This is a genomic window from Buttiauxella noackiae ATCC 51607, from assembly GCF_001654865.1.
Classification (GTDB): domain Bacteria; phylum Pseudomonadota; class Gammaproteobacteria; order Enterobacterales; family Enterobacteriaceae; genus Buttiauxella; species Buttiauxella noackiae.
Genome location: NZ_LXEO01000017.1, coordinates 369,907 through 383,464, shown reverse-complemented (window position 1 = coordinate 383,464; position 13,558 = coordinate 369,907). Strand labels below are relative to the sequence as shown.

The 13,558-nt window shown below is 50.9% G+C and carries 17 protein-coding genes; 1 reads left to right on the top strand and 16 read right to left on the bottom strand.

The window, feature by feature from the left end; genetic code table 11:
• Window positions 1–3: 3 nt before the first annotated feature.
• A complete protein-coding gene (locus M979_RS09325; protein ID WP_064554621.1) occupies window positions 4–819 on the bottom strand; it encodes a mannosyl-3-phosphoglycerate phosphatase-related protein in 816 nt (271 codons plus the stop codon).
• A gap of 428 nt (window positions 820–1,247) precedes the next feature.
• The gene (gene yodD / locus M979_RS09320; RefSeq protein WP_064512069.1) at window positions 1,248–1,463 is read right to left on the bottom strand and encodes a YodD family peroxide/acid resistance protein; all 216 of its coding nucleotides are present in this window, start codon (window positions 1,461–1,463) and stop codon (window positions 1,248–1,250) included.
• A 131-nt stretch (window positions 1,464–1,594) separates the two neighbouring features.
• Here yodD and dsrB point away from each other — a divergent pair, with 131 nt between their 5' ends.
• Entirely contained in the window at window positions 1,595–1,783 is a 189-nt protein-coding gene (gene dsrB / locus M979_RS09315) for a protein DsrB (protein WP_034458231.1), read from the top strand.
• Between the two features lie 56 nt (window positions 1,784–1,839).
• Here dsrB and rcsA read toward each other — a convergent pair whose 3' ends face one another.
• The 14 genes from rcsA to fliF form a co-directional block, all read right to left on the bottom strand.
• Window positions 1,840–2,463 (bottom strand): transcriptional regulator RcsA, encoded by a 624-nt coding sequence (gene rcsA / locus M979_RS09310; protein ID WP_064512067.1) that lies wholly within the window; start codon window positions 2,461–2,463, stop codon window positions 1,840–1,842.
• Between the two features lie 334 nt (window positions 2,464–2,797).
• Complete coding sequence (fliR, locus tag M979_RS09305) at window positions 2,798–3,583, bottom strand: flagellar biosynthetic protein FliR (protein WP_034458227.1); 786 nt, start codon at window positions 3,581–3,583, stop codon at window positions 2,798–2,800.
• Window positions 3,580–3,849: a flagellar biosynthesis protein FliQ gene (gene fliQ / locus M979_RS09300; protein WP_034458225.1), complete on the bottom strand. Its 270-nt coding sequence runs from the start codon at window positions 3,847–3,849 to the stop codon at window positions 3,580–3,582. Before fliQ ends, fliR begins: the two co-directional genes overlap by 4 nt.
• Before the next feature lie 10 nt (window positions 3,850–3,859).
• A complete protein-coding gene (fliP, locus tag M979_RS09295; protein ID WP_064554620.1) occupies window positions 3,860–4,597 on the bottom strand; it encodes a flagellar type III secretion system pore protein FliP in 738 nt (245 codons plus the stop codon).
• The gene (gene fliO, locus M979_RS09290) at window positions 4,597–4,974 is read right to left on the bottom strand and encodes a flagellar biosynthetic protein FliO (protein WP_034458221.1); all 378 of its coding nucleotides are present in this window, start codon (window positions 4,972–4,974) and stop codon (window positions 4,597–4,599) included. The genes fliP and fliO overlap by 1 nt, the downstream gene beginning before the upstream one ends.
• 4 nt (window positions 4,975–4,978) lie before the next feature.
• Window positions 4,979–5,392, bottom strand: a complete 414-nt coding sequence (fliN, locus tag M979_RS09285) for a flagellar motor switch protein FliN (RefSeq protein ID WP_034458219.1) — start codon at window positions 5,390–5,392, stop codon at window positions 4,979–4,981.
• Window positions 5,389–6,393 (bottom strand): flagellar motor switch protein FliM, encoded by a 1,005-nt coding sequence (gene fliM, locus M979_RS09280; RefSeq protein ID WP_034458217.1) that lies wholly within the window; start codon window positions 6,391–6,393, stop codon window positions 5,389–5,391. The genes fliN and fliM overlap by 4 nt, the downstream gene beginning before the upstream one ends.
• A gap of 4 nt (window positions 6,394–6,397) precedes the next feature.
• On the bottom strand, window positions 6,398–6,865 hold the full coding sequence (fliL, locus tag M979_RS09275) for a flagellar basal body-associated protein FliL (protein WP_034460010.1): 468 nt from the start codon (window positions 6,863–6,865) through the stop codon (window positions 6,398–6,400).
• A 124-nt stretch (window positions 6,866–6,989) separates the two neighbouring features.
• Window positions 6,990–8,225, bottom strand: coding sequence for a flagellar hook-length control protein FliK (locus M979_RS09270; protein WP_064554618.1), 1,236 nt, complete (start codon window positions 8,223–8,225; stop codon window positions 6,990–6,992).
• On the bottom strand, window positions 8,222–8,665 hold the full coding sequence (gene fliJ / locus M979_RS09265) for a flagellar export protein FliJ (RefSeq protein ID WP_034458213.1): 444 nt from the start codon (window positions 8,663–8,665) through the stop codon (window positions 8,222–8,224). The genes M979_RS09270 and fliJ overlap by 4 nt, the downstream gene beginning before the upstream one ends.
• A gap of 62 nt (window positions 8,666–8,727) precedes the next feature.
• Window positions 8,728–10,086: a flagellar protein export ATPase FliI gene (gene fliI / locus M979_RS09260; protein WP_034458211.1), complete on the bottom strand. Its 1,359-nt coding sequence runs from the start codon at window positions 10,084–10,086 to the stop codon at window positions 8,728–8,730.
• A complete protein-coding gene (gene fliH / locus M979_RS09255) occupies window positions 10,086–10,787 on the bottom strand; it encodes a flagellar assembly protein FliH (protein WP_064554616.1) in 702 nt (233 codons plus the stop codon). Before fliH ends, fliI begins: the two co-directional genes overlap by 1 nt.
• Window positions 10,780–11,772, bottom strand: coding sequence for a flagellar motor switch protein FliG (gene fliG, locus M979_RS09250; protein ID WP_034458207.1), 993 nt, complete (start codon window positions 11,770–11,772; stop codon window positions 10,780–10,782). The genes fliH and fliG overlap by 8 nt, the downstream gene beginning before the upstream one ends.
• Window positions 11,769–13,454, bottom strand: coding sequence for a flagellar basal-body MS-ring/collar protein FliF (fliF, locus tag M979_RS09245; protein WP_064554615.1), 1,686 nt, complete (start codon window positions 13,452–13,454; stop codon window positions 11,769–11,771). Before fliF ends, fliG begins: the two co-directional genes overlap by 4 nt.
• Window positions 13,455–13,558: the final 104 nt, after the last annotated feature.

Here is a 13,558-nt window from a genome sequence, read left to right as displayed (position 1 = left end):
CGGTTACTCAGGGGTGATGAAATGATCGAGACCTTCTTTCCATCCTTCTGGACCATAGTGCTGAGTGTGGTACACGCGTTGTGGGTCGTCCCGTTGCAACGTCATAGCCTGGCGGCTGTAGCCTTTGACAACCACGGCGTAATCGACGCTATCAAGCAGTAACGCATCACTCGGACTGTCTCCAAGCCCTATTGTGATGTGGGTTTTCCCTTCGCGTTGCTGAAACTGTTCCTGAAGCCAGTGTAGCGCCTTATCTTTGCCTGCCTGAACATCTAATACATGCCAAAACCGCCCGCCTTGCAGCATCATTAAACCGAGAGTTGCCAGCTGATTGTTAAATGCGGCGAGCATTTCTTCGCTATCGCGCCATATCAAGGTTTCTGACGCTTCACTGAGCTTTGCAAGTCCTGCCTGTTTGCGTGTAAGGCCAGTTAACTCACATAGGGTATTCTCATCAACGTCGGCAAAGCAGGTAAATTTAAAGCCAAATTTCTGCCGTAACTTATCCAGAACAGAAAACAGCTCTTCATGGCGGATACCCGTCATCAGACGAGGGTAATCGTCACTGTCACTCCAGCGAGAATCTAGCTGAATAACAGCCCCGTTTTCTGCAATAAACGCCTGTCCTGTTAATGAAAACTCATTTTGCCACTCAATGATTTCCGCAGCACTTTTCGCACTGCACAAAATCAGTGGGATCTTGTTTTGGCGCAAAATGTTAATCCATGGACTTGCGGCCTCCCAACGGTAGGAATGATGTTCCAGTAACGTGCCATCAAGATCTGAAATGATTAATAACGGATCGTGCAGATTCGGCATGGTACTTCTCCTGAAATTCCAATGTTAAGGGCCAGGTTGATTAGGATAAATCTCAATTAAATTCGGTACCTAATCATTAGTGAGTAACAACATTAGTGCTGACAACCGCAAAGAATAAGGAACTCCGGCTTGTTTTAGATAAGTCATTGCGAAAAATTGAATATTCATAGAATGAATCATTCATTGTTTTGAAATAAATCTGATGTATTGTGGATGCACGTCAGATTTCCTGATGTAACGAATTTTTCAAGTGCTTCTTGCTAACGCAAGTTTCATCCCGGCTTTCCTGCCGGGATTCTTTTATCCCATCTATACTTCAAGTTGCTGATGTGTTGGCTACTTTCACACACCTGAATCACTTACCTATGTAAGCTCATCGGGGGTCACTCAATTGCCGCATTTGTGCAACTCGAAATATTTCGGGGAATTCAGCGGTTCACTTCATTAACACTAAAATCGTGTATATCCAGTTCGAAGGCTTCCGCTAATTCGGAGTAGGTATGCCATGTGCGCCCATCGATACTGACTCGATGCGGATCGTCACTCGCACGTGTCACTTCACTTTCGCTAATCTCATTGATGGCCGCCAATAGCGCATCGACATCGATACGTGTGGTTTCATTGAGCTCTTTCGCGGTCTTCATGCAGTCGTCCTCCAGGCTGTACCCGAGTTTAAGTATAGACGCTTAACAAAATGCATAACCTTGCATATCATCCGATGCGAATGAGTCGTTTTTGATCTACACTGGCACAAAGAAACCTGGAGATTTTTGTTATGAATATCAACGATCGCGTGACAGTCAAAACCGATGGCGGCCCGCGTCGGCCTGGTGTGGTATTAGCTGTCGAGCAATTTAGCGAGGGGACGATGTACCTCGTGTCGCTCGAAGAGTATCCGTTGGGAATCTGGTTTTTTAACGAACTGGGGCACCCGGATGGCGTTTTTGTCGAGCGCGCTGAATAATATATTTGCGGTGGATATCGCTTGCGCTAATCCACCCTAAAACCATCCTGTTCTAATTAACGCAAATTTACGAATATTCCATTGGTGACATTATCGGTAAGGCGCACCACATGATAAATCACTTGCTTATTATGTGTCTTTATCTTGCGTTTGATATTTCCTTTGTGCGATGAGACCGTTTTTGCTTTGATATTCATCTGGTCAGATATTTGAATCGTGCCTTGTCCAGACATCCACATTTTAAGCATACTGGACTCGGTTCGGCTTAATGATAATGTGGGTAAATTAATATGCCCGATGCAGTGAGCATTTTTTGCCAGATATTCTGAAAGTATTTCGTCCAGCGACTCTGGTTTTATAGATTTTGAACTAATTAGTAGATTGCTACGCACCAAAAGATATTCATCGAAATGAATATTAGCAATTGCCATAAAGACCAGAAATAAAGTACTGGGATGCTGATTAATGATCTGCTTAATACGCTCACTGCTTTGAGCATCATGGATAAAACAGTCCTCATTAATAAACACCACATTGGGTGTCTGGGATTCACAAGCGAACGCTAAATCCTCAATCGTCTCCACGTTGGTCATCTGTCGTTTTCGGATGCCACGGCTGGTTAAATAACCTGTTAACCCCAACCGGGTATAACTGCATAAGTCCATAATGATCGTTGACATAACACCCCCCACCCGTAATTAAGTATTTTTAGGCGTACTAACCTACATATTTCAAACTGCATCTTTGTTGGCTGCGGTTACTTGCCAGAATCACTTTCTGATGTAAGTTCATCGGGACTTATTCCCTTACCACCGCCATTGAGCTCGAATTATTTCGGTTACAACTATCTAGTAAAGTTATGTATAATTTGTTAAGAATGCTCTCAAAGTAAAGTGAATGTTACATTATGTGAGATAGCTAAAAGCATATAAGCCGCGCCAGTTATATCCTGGTGAATGTTATTCAAGAAAGCTTTTAGGAATATCCTCAGTAAGACGCTACAAAACCTGGGGATTAATTTGCGGGAATTTCACTCACAATATCTGAGAGTAAATTAAATACTTCACTAAATAAGTGTTCAGCGAAGGGAGCCATTAAGGGAATTAATGCTGTCATCACCAACATGCCGACAGCCAGTGTCAACGGAAAACCGATAACAAACACAGAAAGCTGCGGTGACATTCGGTTGAGCAGACCCAGTGCAATATTTAGCGTGAGCAATAAAGTGATGAGCGGGAGAGCCAGCATTAAGCCATTGATGAAGATCAGGCCGCCTGCTCGGGTCAGCGCCATAAACGCATTGCTGTTAATCGGATTACCACCGATTGGCAGAGTGTGAAAAGTGTCGACCAGCATCGATATCAGCCATAAATGGCCGTTAAACACCAAAAAAAGCAGCATCGCCAGCATGTCCATAAAACGGGCAAGCACTGGCATGTTCAGACGGCTACCAGGGTCAAAGAAGGTCGCGAATGAGAGCCCCATCTGCAAGCCGATTATCTCACCTGCGGTACGAATGGCGGCAAAGGCAAACTGCATGGTGAAGCCAAGCGCAGTACCAATCAGAATTTGCTGTGCTGCAAGCCAGAATCCGGCCGCCGAGAAAATGGTGACCTCAGTTGCCGGAAGCGTCGGCGCAACTATCCAGGTAATCATCAACGCGAGGCCAATTTTTACCTTCTTTGAAATCGCGCGTTCACTGAGAATCGGTGCCGTTGAGATCAGGGCCAGAATACGAATAAATGGCCAGAACCCCATACTTAATAACGTGAGCCACTGCCCGCTATCAATGTGAATCATCCAATGTTCATCGGGATGTTCGTCAGCAGCGTGCGCATATAATCCAGCAGCAGATTAAGCATCCACGGCCCTGCAACGATAATAGTAACGAACACCGCGAGAATTTTCGGGATAAACGACAGTGTCATTTCGTTTATCTGGGTTGCGGCCTGCAGCATACTGATCACAAGACCCGTCACCAGTGCCACCATCAATAATGGGGCTGCGAGCGCCAAAGCCACTTTCATCGCTTCGGTGCCCATCATCATGACCGACTCAGGAGTCATCTTTTTCCCTCTAACTATAGAAACTTTGCGCAAGCGAACCGACTAACAATTGCCAGCCATCCACTAACACAAACAGCATTAACTTAAAGGGCAGGGCGATAGTTGCCGGTGGCACCATCATCATCCCCAACGCCATCAGTACGCTTGCAATAACAAGATCGATAATCAAAAACGGAATAAAGACGGTAAAGCCAATCTGGAAAGCGGTTTTCAACTCGCTGGTCACGTATGCCGGTAACAATATGCGCATCGGAACCACTTCAGGTCCTTCCAGCGCAGGGATATCTGCCAGGCGTGCGAACAGTGCCAGATCCGCTTCACGGGTTTGACGCAACATGAACTCACGTAGCGGCTTAGAACCCCGCTCCAGAGCCTCATCCATCTGAATTTTGTTTTCACTAAACGGCTGGTACGCGTCGGTATAAATTTTGTCGAATACCGGGGCCATAATGAAAAAGGTCAGAAACAGCGCAAGCCCCAGTAGAACCTGGTTGGGTGGTGCAGACGGTGTGCCTAATGCACTACGCAGCAGGCCGAAAACAATGATGATGCGTGTGAAGCTTGTCATCATCAGTAGAATTGCCGGTAAAAATGTCAGCGACGTAATAAAGACCAGCGTCTGAACCGGAAGCGTCCAGCTTTGGCCGCCGTTAGACATCGGCTGGCTGATGAGGCCAGGTAGTTGGGCAAAAGCGGCTGGCATAACTAACAACAAACCGAGCAACGAGAAGGGGAGCCAACGTTTCATCAATCTTTCCCGTTACGTTTAAGCAGATTTTTCATCAGACTCTGGAAGTCAGCAGGGGCTGCTGGTGACACCGTTTCGCTCACCAGGGCTGCGGGGAGCGTGTGCAAATGAGTGATTTGCCCGGCAGTAACGCCGAGCACCAGACGCGCATCTTGCACATCGACAATCACCACCCGTTCACGCGGGCCAACGCTACAACTGGCGCTGACTTTCATCTCTTTGCTGGAGCCGGTTTTCGGCGTAAAGCCAAAACGTTTTGCCACCCAGGCCGCGAGTAAAATAAAAATGATAATCGCCGTTAACGCGCCGCTCACTTGCACCAACGGAGAGCCGGTGCTGGCAGTAGGTTGTGACTGAACAGTTGCCTGGGTTTTCATGGCGTTAGCGGCTCAAACGACGCATGCGCTCAGATGGCGTGATAATGTCGGTGATACGGACACCGTATTTATCGGCCACGACCACGACTTCGCCCTGAGCAATCAGATAGCCGTTGATCAAAATATCCAGCGGCTCACCTGCTAAGCCATCCAGCGCTACCACGGAACCTTGCGACAAACGCAGCAGCTCTTTGATAGTCATACGGGTGCGGCCCAGTTCCACCGTCAGTTTGACGGGGATGTCCATAATCAGGTCGATATCTTGCATCGCGCCCGCTATGTCATTGCCTTCAAGCGCACGGAATACGCTGTCTGCGGTGCTTTTGTTGGTGGAAACTTTCTGTTCGTTTAACGCGTCAGCCCACAGATCGTCCACGGAGTCTGCATTATCGTCGGACGGTTGATTAATATCACTCATTTGGGCTGTTCCTCGTTCAGCGAATTCAGTATCGGGTTGATCAAATGTTCGACGCGCAGAGCGTACTGGCCGTTAAGCGTACCGTACTGACTAGTCAGTACCGGAACACCGTCAACGTGCGCCAGAATTCTGTCCGGTTTATCAATCGGCAGCACGTCACCAGGTTTCAATTTTAAAATTTGCGACAGGCGAAGCGGGATATCCGCGAAATTGGCAATTAGCTCAAGCTCAGAATGCTGAACCTGGCGAACCAACGTATCGCGCCAGCTTTGGTCTTCCTGACGGGAATTTTCCAGCGGCGGATTCACCAGCAGTTCGCGCAAAGGTTCAATCATGCTAAACGGCAGGCAGATATTGAACTCGCCGGTCAGGTTGCCGATTTCCACATGGAATGGCGTATTCACCACGATGTCGTTAGGGGACGTTGTGATGTTGGTGAATTTCACCTGCATTTCAGAGCGCACATACTCCACTTCCAGTGGATAAATGGCTTTCCACGCATCGCTATAAGATTCCAGCGCCAGTTTCAACATGCGGTTAATCACGCGCTGCTCGGTATGGGTAAACTCCCGGCCTTCAACTTTAGTTGGGAAACGTCCGTCGCCGCCAAACAGGTTGTCCACGGCGATAAACACAAGGCTTGGAGAGAACACGAACAAACCAGTGCCGCGCAGCGGTTTCAGATGCATCAAGTTGAGGTTGGTAGGCACGGGCAAGTTACGGGCAAACTCGTGGTACGGCTGAATGCGAATAGCCCCGACGGTAATGTCCGGGCTACGACGTAACAGGTTAAATAACCCCATACGGAATTGACGAGCAAAACGCTCGTTAATAATTTCCAGTGCCTGTAAGCGCTCGCGCACCACACGACGTTGGGTATTGGGGTCATAAGGACGAATGTCGGTTTCATTAACGACACTGGTCTTGGGTTCGTCAGAGTTGTCACTGTCGCCATTTAACAGTGCGTCAATTTCGGCCTGAGAAAGAATGCTGTCGCCCATGGGATTACCGCAAAATAAAGGCGGTATACAGCACGTCGCTGACTGCCTGTTGAGGTTGTCCGGCGACCAGAGGCGGTGCCAGCGTATTCTTTATCGCTTCAACCAGTTTCTGTTTACCTTCATCAGTCGCAAGGGCTGCACTATCCTGGCGGGAAAACAGCAGCAGTAGGCGGCTACGTACTTCTGGCAGGAATTCACTCAAACGTTGACGCGTGGCTTCATCTTTCAGGCGCAATGTGACACCGATATACAAGACGCGGTCAGCATCACCGAGGTTAACGGTGAAAGTGTCGAGTGCGTAAAATACCGGTGCTGGCGGTGGCTCTGGTGCCTTCGCCTGCGCGGCAGCAGGTTGCTGCTGCATACGCCAGTAGCTGTAACCTGCGGTAGCACACGCGGCAAGTGTAATCAGGACCAGTAACGGCATCCAGATGGAGCGCTTGCGGCCTTTTGGCAAAGCGTTGTCAGTCATAAAACGCATCTTTCCTGTATCGGTACTGCATATTGGTTAATTATCGCGTGTCGTCGGGCGTTCAAAGGCCCGAAAACAGGTGATATTTGTTGTTACCTCTAACGTTTAGCTTAGGGAACGTGGCTCAGGCGAAAATATCCACCGCGTTATTTCCCGACGCTAAACGTTGTACGCTGGCAGGAACAACCAGCGAATCAGCATCTCCCATTGACGGGAAAGTACCGCCCGAGCGTGATGCTTGTTGCTGCTGTTGGCCTGATTGTTGTTGCTGTTGCCCGGCAGAACTTTCGCTACTAATGCTGCTTTGCCCAAGCTGGATGCCACTTTCTGCCAGTGCAATACGCAGGTTTGGCAATGTCGCTTCAAGTGCTGCGCGAACGTGGCTGTGGGCAGAAACCATCTGCAACTGTGCCTGGTTGTCATCAAGCTTCATGCTGATTTGAATCTGCCCTAAATCTTCCGGATGCAGACGTAGCTCGGCACTTTGCTGGCCCTGACGAGTGAATAGGGTGATGTGCTGGCTGACAGCCTGCTGCCACTCCTGACTGCCCAGTTGGGCGCTAATTTGTGGGGCAACTGGCACAGCAATTTGCGCCGAGGCAGGTGTAGCTACCGTTGCGGTACTGAAAGTTGGCGTGGTGAGTGCGGAAGCCGTACTGGTGTTGTTCGCAGCGGCATCACGGTTGCTATTTTCAGTGCTACTTATGGTGAAAGTTTTTGCTTCAACCGGTGAGTCGGTTGTGGCTGGTGCATTTTTTGCCGCTGCGGTAGTGCTATCGAGTGCTACTGCGTTATCTGTCGCAGTGGTGCTGTTGACTCGTGCATCAACCGCAGGCGTATTTTTTATGCCACTACCGGAAAGCAAAGTATTCAGGCTAACCGCCGCGCTGCTTTCAGCATCTGGCTGGTGATTGAGTGCGTTGGCGACCGGTACTTGCTGCGGCAGCATGGCAAACAGTGCGCTTAATGCCTGCATGTCAGCATTACTGAGCGTATGCGTTTGCTCATGTTGCGCATCGACCTGGGCCGTTTTTTCATCGTTGCTGCTTTTCTTAACGTTAGAGAGCAGGGCAGACAAAGCTTGTGGTGTATCGAGGTTATTTAACAGCGCGGCAAGGGTGGTTTTTTCATCTGCGGCATCAACAGCAATAGCAGGTGCGTCTTTGCCCGCTGTTTTACCCAAAGCGGCTTCCAGAGAAACAGTTTTACCCTCCACCAGAGTGACCTCGCCTGGCAGCGCTTGACTCAGCAGGCTCAGGAAATCCTCACTGAAGCCTTTATCGCCAGCAACGACACCACCCGGAGCTGGCGTAGTACTTGCGACTTCGGGAGAGGTTGTAATCAGGGGCTGCATAATCATTCTGCTTTCCTCAGTGTTGCCCGCTGGGCGTATTCATCCATCAATTTTTGATCGAGCTTGTTCTCGGCCAGCAGTACTTGCGCTGCTTTGCGCTGTTGTAACGTGCTCCAGGCCTGCAATCTTTTCTGCTTCTCTTGCCATACATTCAGCGCCTGATTGACCTTTCCGTTCCACTGCATCAACTGTTGGCGATGCTGATCGATAGCTTTCTCAAGTGTTTGTATAAATTGCTGATAATTCTGCCAGCGGTTACTGGCAATGCCCTGACTCATGCTGTCGTTGAGGCTGGAGCTATATTCAAATTGATAGTTAATCAGCATGTTGAGCTGTTCTTCTGCCGCCTGGCAGCCGCGGCGCATTTCCCCTAAGCGTACTGCTGCGTCCTCGACCTCTTTTTCTGCCAGGTCGCGCAGGGTATCCAGTGCTGTGCTTTGGTTCATAGTGACCTCTCGTCAAGCTTGTGTCGGATACAGCTGACGCTTATCCGACCTACGATGGGTTATCAAACCGTTGGAAAAATAATCTCCAGTGACTGGCAAGCTTCTTCCCAGCCGCTGCGCTCAAAGATCCCTTGCTGCAAAAAAGCTTCCAGTTGCGGCCACAGCAAAATTGCTTTATCGAGCTGCGGATCGCTGCCTTTGGCATATGCACCAACGCTCACCAAATCGCGGTTGCGCTGGAAGCTGGATAACAGTTGTTTGAAATGGCGCACGCGTGCGTAGTGCTGATCGGTAATTAACGACGTCATGGCACGGCTGATAGACGCTTCAATATCGATTGCCGGGTAGTGACCGCCTTCCGCCAGACGGCGCGATAACACAATGTGGCCATCAAGAATGGCGCGCGCGGAATCGGCAATCGGATCTTGTTGATCGTCGCCTTCGGTCAAAACGGTATAAAACGCGGTAATAGAGCCACCGCCAGAAATACCGTTACCCGCACGCTCAACCAGCGCTGGCAGCTTTGCGAACACCGAAGGTGGATAACCTTTGGTTGCTGGTGGCTCGCCAATCGCCAGTGCAATTTCACGCTGCGCCATCGCATAACGGGTGAGGGAGTCCATAATCAACAACACATGCTGGCCACGGTCGCGGAAATCTTCGGCGATACGCGTGGCATAAGCGGCACCCTGCATACGCAGCAGTGGCGAAACATCCGCAGGAGCAGCAATAACCACTGAGCGGGCGCGTCCTTCCGGGCCAAGAATGTTTTCAATAAAGTCTTTAACTTCACGCCCACGTTCGCCGATTAACCCCACGACAATCACATCGGCCTGGGTATAACGCGCCATCATGCCAAGCAGCACACTTTTACCCACGCCAGAACCGGCAAACAGACCCATACGCTGGCCGCGACCCACGGTTAGCAGCGCGTTGATAGGGCGCACGCCAACATCAAGCACGTGTTCGATAGGGGTTCGTTGTAAAGGGTTGAACGGGGCGGCCCCCAATGCACCAAGCGTGGTTGTTTCCGGTGCCGGAAGGCTGTCGAGTGGGCGACCACTGCCATCAAGAACACGGCCCAGAAGTGCCGGGCCGAGGGGCAGTTGTTTGCCACTATGCAGGCCACCTTCGCTGGTGGCGCGAGCATAAACACGCGCACCGGGCAGAATGCCTTCTACTTCCTCAAGCGGCATCAGGAACAGTCTTTGGCCGTTAAAACCGACGACTTCACACTCGATATCTCTGGAGTGCTGCTCGATGATGCAGGTCGCGCCAAGCGGTAATTGCAGGCCTGTGGCTTCCAGTACCAGACCGGTTGCGCGAGTCAAACGACCATAACGACGCACGGTCGGCAGTTGAGACATTTTTGCCTCAAAAGAATCGAGCGAGTTGAGCCAGCGAGTCAGGCGCGCAGTCATCACAACACTCCAGGGGCTGCAAGTCGGCAGAGTTCTTGCCAGCGCGTTGCAACACTTGCATCAAGGTCGCCTTCATCAGCGGAGACTTTGCAACCGCCCTGATGAAGACCGGGATCACCCCGTAAGCGCCAGCCATGCAGACTGAGCGTGGCACCCAGCATCTCTTCAACGCGGGTTAAATCGTCGGGGTGAACGCGCAACTGTGGTTTACCGCTAAACAGTGGCTCTTGCTGCAAAAGCGACTGAATCTGCTTAATCAACGCATTGTTATCAATGCCTTTGGTTTCACCGATAACCTGACGGGCCGCTTCCAGTGCCATCTGCATCAGACGTGAAGCGATAACGCTGTCGAGCGCGTCAAGTGTGTACTGGAACTCGCTAACCAGTTGCTGCATTCGCGCATGTACAGGGGCTTGTTGCTGCTTAGCCTCAGCAAGACCTTGCTCCAGTCCTTGCTGAAAACCCGTTTTACGGCCTTCTTCCATGCCCATTTTTTGGCCTTCGGCATAGCCGAGTTGATGGCCTTGTTCATGAGCCTGCATCTGCATTTGAGCAAGTTGTTGCTGTAAATCAGGCACGCTTTCCTGAGCCTGTTCAGGTTCATCACCATCCGATTGCGACTGGAACATCGGCTCGAAGGCTTGCGAAGGCGGAGCCAGGTCGTCTGGTGTCCAGATTTTCCATGACAGCGAGTTAGACATAGGTATCCTCGCTGGTGCCAATCACCATTTCGCCGGTTTCTGCCAGGCGACGAACAATAAGCAGAATGGCTTTCTGTTCGTTTTCCACCTGCGAGAGACGTACCGGGCCACGGTTTGCGAGGTCGTCGCGCAGAATATCTGCCGCACGTTGCGACATGTTGCGCAGGAATTTCTCGCGCAGCGGTTGCTCGGCACCTTTGAGCGCGACAAGCAGCGATTCGGACTCCACTTCCTGCAACAGGCGCTGGATGCTGCGATCGTCCACTTCGACCAGGTTTTCGAAGAGGAACATTTCGTCGATGATTTTCTGTGCCAGCTCGCCGTCGAAGTCGCGTACAGCGGAGATAACCGCTTCTTCCTGCTGAGTTTTCATCAGGTTGATAATTTCTGCTGCCGTTCTCACGCCGCCCATTTTGCTGCGTTTAAGGTTCTGGCCATCGAGCAGGTTGTTAAGCACTTCGGTCAGCTCTGCCAGCGCCGCTGGTTGTACACCGCCGAAGGTAGCGATACGCAGCATCACATCGTGGCGTAGACGTTCGTCGAACAGCGCCAGAATATCGGCAGCCTGGGCACGTTTGAGGTGAACCAGAATCGTGGCGATGATCTGTGGGTGCTCGTCGCGGATAAGGTCGGCGGCACTCTGCGGTTCCATAAAGTTGAGCGTTTCCATGCCTGAGGTGGTTTCGCGCGTTTCCAGAATATCCTCCAACAGGCTGGAAGCACGCTCTTCACCCAACGCTTTGATCAGCACAGAACGCAGGTAGTCGTTGGCGTTTATCGACAGCGCAGCGTATTGCTCAGCTTCTTGCTCGAACTCAGCTAACACTTCGGTTAGCTGCTTGTTAGAAATCTGGCGAATGCTGGCCATGGCCGAACTAAGATGCTGGACTTCACGCGGGCTAAGGTGTTTGAACACCTCCGCCGCACGATCTTCACCAATGGTCATCAACAGAATGGCGCTCTTCTCTGTTCCGCTAATACTCATAGTTCGTTACTCATCCATTGGCGTATAACCAGCGCAACGACGCGCGGATCGTTATCAGACATCTCGCGAATACGTTGGCTCATGACCTCAGCACTGAGACGCTGATTCGCTTTACGTTGCTGCTGCTGTTCGTCTTTCGTCAGACGAACAGAAACTGCATCCTCCTCTTCGGCACGTTGGCGCTGTGCTTCCACCTGTGTTTGTTGCACCTCAACCTTGCGTTGAATAAGTGGGCGCACCAGTTTGCGCCACAACAACCAGGCAACAATCAGAACGACCAACCAACGGCCTGCGGACATCAGCATTTCGAAGAAGGCTTGTTGCTTCCAGAACGGCAGCTCAAGGCTGGTTTCTTCTGTTGCACTAAATGGTGAGTTCACTACGTTGAGCGTATCGCCACGTGTGTCGGAATAGCCCATCGCTTCACGCGTCAGGTTCTCAATTTGTTTCATCTGCTCAGCGGTCAACGGCAACGGTTTGCCATCGGTTAGCTGGCGATAATTCACGACGACTGCGACAGACAGGCGCTGAATATCACCGGTGTTCAGTTTGGTATGCAAAATAGTTCGGTCAACTTCGTAGTTAGTCGTTTCGTCGCGCTGAGTATTGCTTGAGCCGGTTGGGGTAGAACCACCCATCGACGTCGTTTGATTTTGTTGAGGTGCATTTGCCGCATTGTTTTGTGGCGCATTAGCAATAGGGGCATTGTTCGGCGGAGCCGGTTGGTTTGAAAGAGCACCCGGGACACCACCTGGGTTACGGCCATTAACCTGCTCACTTTGGTTTAGCTGGCGTGAACGCACGGCGGCCTGAGAAGGATCGCTGTTCGGGCGATATTGCTCTTCGGTTTTTTCTTTATTGGCAAAATCTATCTGGGCTGTGACCTGAGCATGGACATTCCCGCTACCCACGATAGGTGCGAGGATTGATTCGATACGGCGCTGGAAGCGGCTTTCAACATCCATCGCATATTTCAACTGGGCATCGTTTAAATCGCGGCCTGCGGTATTGGACTGCGTGAGCAGATGCCCACCTTGATCAACAAGCGTTACATTGCCTGGCGGCAGCCCTGCTACCGCGCTGGAAACCATATGGACCACCGCGCTGATTTGTCCTTCATCTAAAGCGCGGCCTGGTTCGAGGCTGAGCGTTACGGAAGCAGAAGGGGATTTTTGCTCGCGGACAAAAAGAGAGGGTTTTGGCATGGCAAGATGCACACGCGCATTTTTCACCGGGCCAAGTGTTTCGATCGTACGCGCCAGTTCACCTTCCAGCGCACGCTGGTAGTTTATTTGCTCGCTAAATTGGCTAATACCAAATTTTTCCTGGTCCAGCAGCTCAAACCCGACTGCGCCACCTTTAGGCAACCCTTGTTGGGCGAGGCGCAGACGCAGGTCATAGACTTTATCGGCTGGAACTTCAATGGCGCTACCGTTATCGGAGAAGCGGTAAGGCACATTCATTTGGGTGAGTTGCGTGACGATGGCACCACCGTCCTGATCTGCCAGGTTGCTGTAAAGCACTTTGTAATCAGGTGTTTTGGCCCACAGTACCAGCGCGATAATAACGGCGATCGCTGCCGCACCTGCGACCATCAGTGGGATTTTAGGATTCGCGCGAACGCGGGTCAGCCATTCCTGGGGTTTGTTTTGTGACGTTTGTGCCTGGCTCGCTGCGGTCATTGAGCACCTCGCAGCTGAACATAGACATCATTTTTACTATAAAGAGTGAACAAAACGAGCTCCCACAACAAAAGTTCCACGATAGATGGCACCGTCATTATTTT

What these genes read in the sequence shown, in the direction of transcription:
- fliO (WP_034458221.1), bottom strand. Translation starts at nt 4,974, where the DNA reads ATGAAAACCCAGGCAACTGTTCAGTCACAACCTACTGCCAGCACCGGC.
- yodD (WP_064512069.1), bottom strand. Translation starts at nt 1,463, where the DNA reads ATGAAGACCGCGAAAGAGCTCAATGAAACCACACGTATCGATGTCGAT.
- fliM (WP_034458217.1), bottom strand. Translation starts at nt 6,393, where the DNA reads ATGGGCGACAGCATTCTTTCTCAGGCCGAAATTGACGCACTGTTAAAT.
- fliR (WP_034458227.1), bottom strand. Translation starts at nt 3,583, where the DNA reads ATGATTCACATTGATAGCGGGCAGTGGCTCACGTTATTAAGTATGGGG.
- rcsA (WP_064512067.1), bottom strand. Translation starts at nt 2,463, where the DNA reads ATGTCAACGATCATTATGGACTTATGCAGTTATACCCGGTTGGGGTTA.
- fliL (WP_034460010.1), bottom strand. Translation starts at nt 6,865, where the DNA reads ATGACTGACAACGCTTTGCCAAAAGGCCGCAAGCGCTCCATCTGGATG.
- M979_RS09325 (WP_064554621.1), bottom strand. Translation starts at nt 819, where the DNA reads ATGCCGAATCTGCACGATCCGTTATTAATCATTTCAGATCTTGATGGC.
- M979_RS09270 (WP_064554618.1), bottom strand. Translation starts at nt 8,225, where the DNA reads ATGATTATGCAGCCCCTGATTACAACCTCTCCCGAAGTCGCAAGTACT.
- fliP (WP_064554620.1), bottom strand. Translation starts at nt 4,597, where the DNA reads ATGAAACGTTGGCTCCCCTTCTCGTTGCTCGGTTTGTTGTTAGTTATG.
- fliH (WP_064554616.1), bottom strand. Translation starts at nt 10,787, where the DNA reads ATGTCTAACTCGCTGTCATGGAAAATCTGGACACCAGACGACCTGGCT.
- fliN (WP_034458219.1), bottom strand. Translation starts at nt 5,392, where the DNA reads ATGAGTGATATTAATCAACCGTCCGACGATAATGCAGACTCCGTGGAC.
- dsrB (WP_034458231.1), top strand. Translation starts at nt 1,595, where the DNA reads ATGAATATCAACGATCGCGTGACAGTCAAAACCGATGGCGGCCCGCGT.
- fliJ (WP_034458213.1), bottom strand. Translation starts at nt 8,665, where the DNA reads ATGAACCAAAGCACAGCACTGGATACCCTGCGCGACCTGGCAGAAAAA.
- fliF (WP_064554615.1), bottom strand. Translation starts at nt 13,454, where the DNA reads ATGACCGCAGCGAGCCAGGCACAAACGTCACAAAACAAACCCCAGGAA.
- fliQ (WP_034458225.1), bottom strand. Translation starts at nt 3,849, where the DNA reads ATGACTCCTGAGTCGGTCATGATGATGGGCACCGAAGCGATGAAAGTG.
- fliG (WP_034458207.1), bottom strand. Translation starts at nt 11,772, where the DNA reads ATGAGTATTAGCGGAACAGAGAAGAGCGCCATTCTGTTGATGACCATT.
- fliI (WP_034458211.1), bottom strand. Translation starts at nt 10,086, where the DNA reads ATGACTGCGCGCCTGACTCGCTGGCTCAACTCGCTCGATTCTTTTGAG.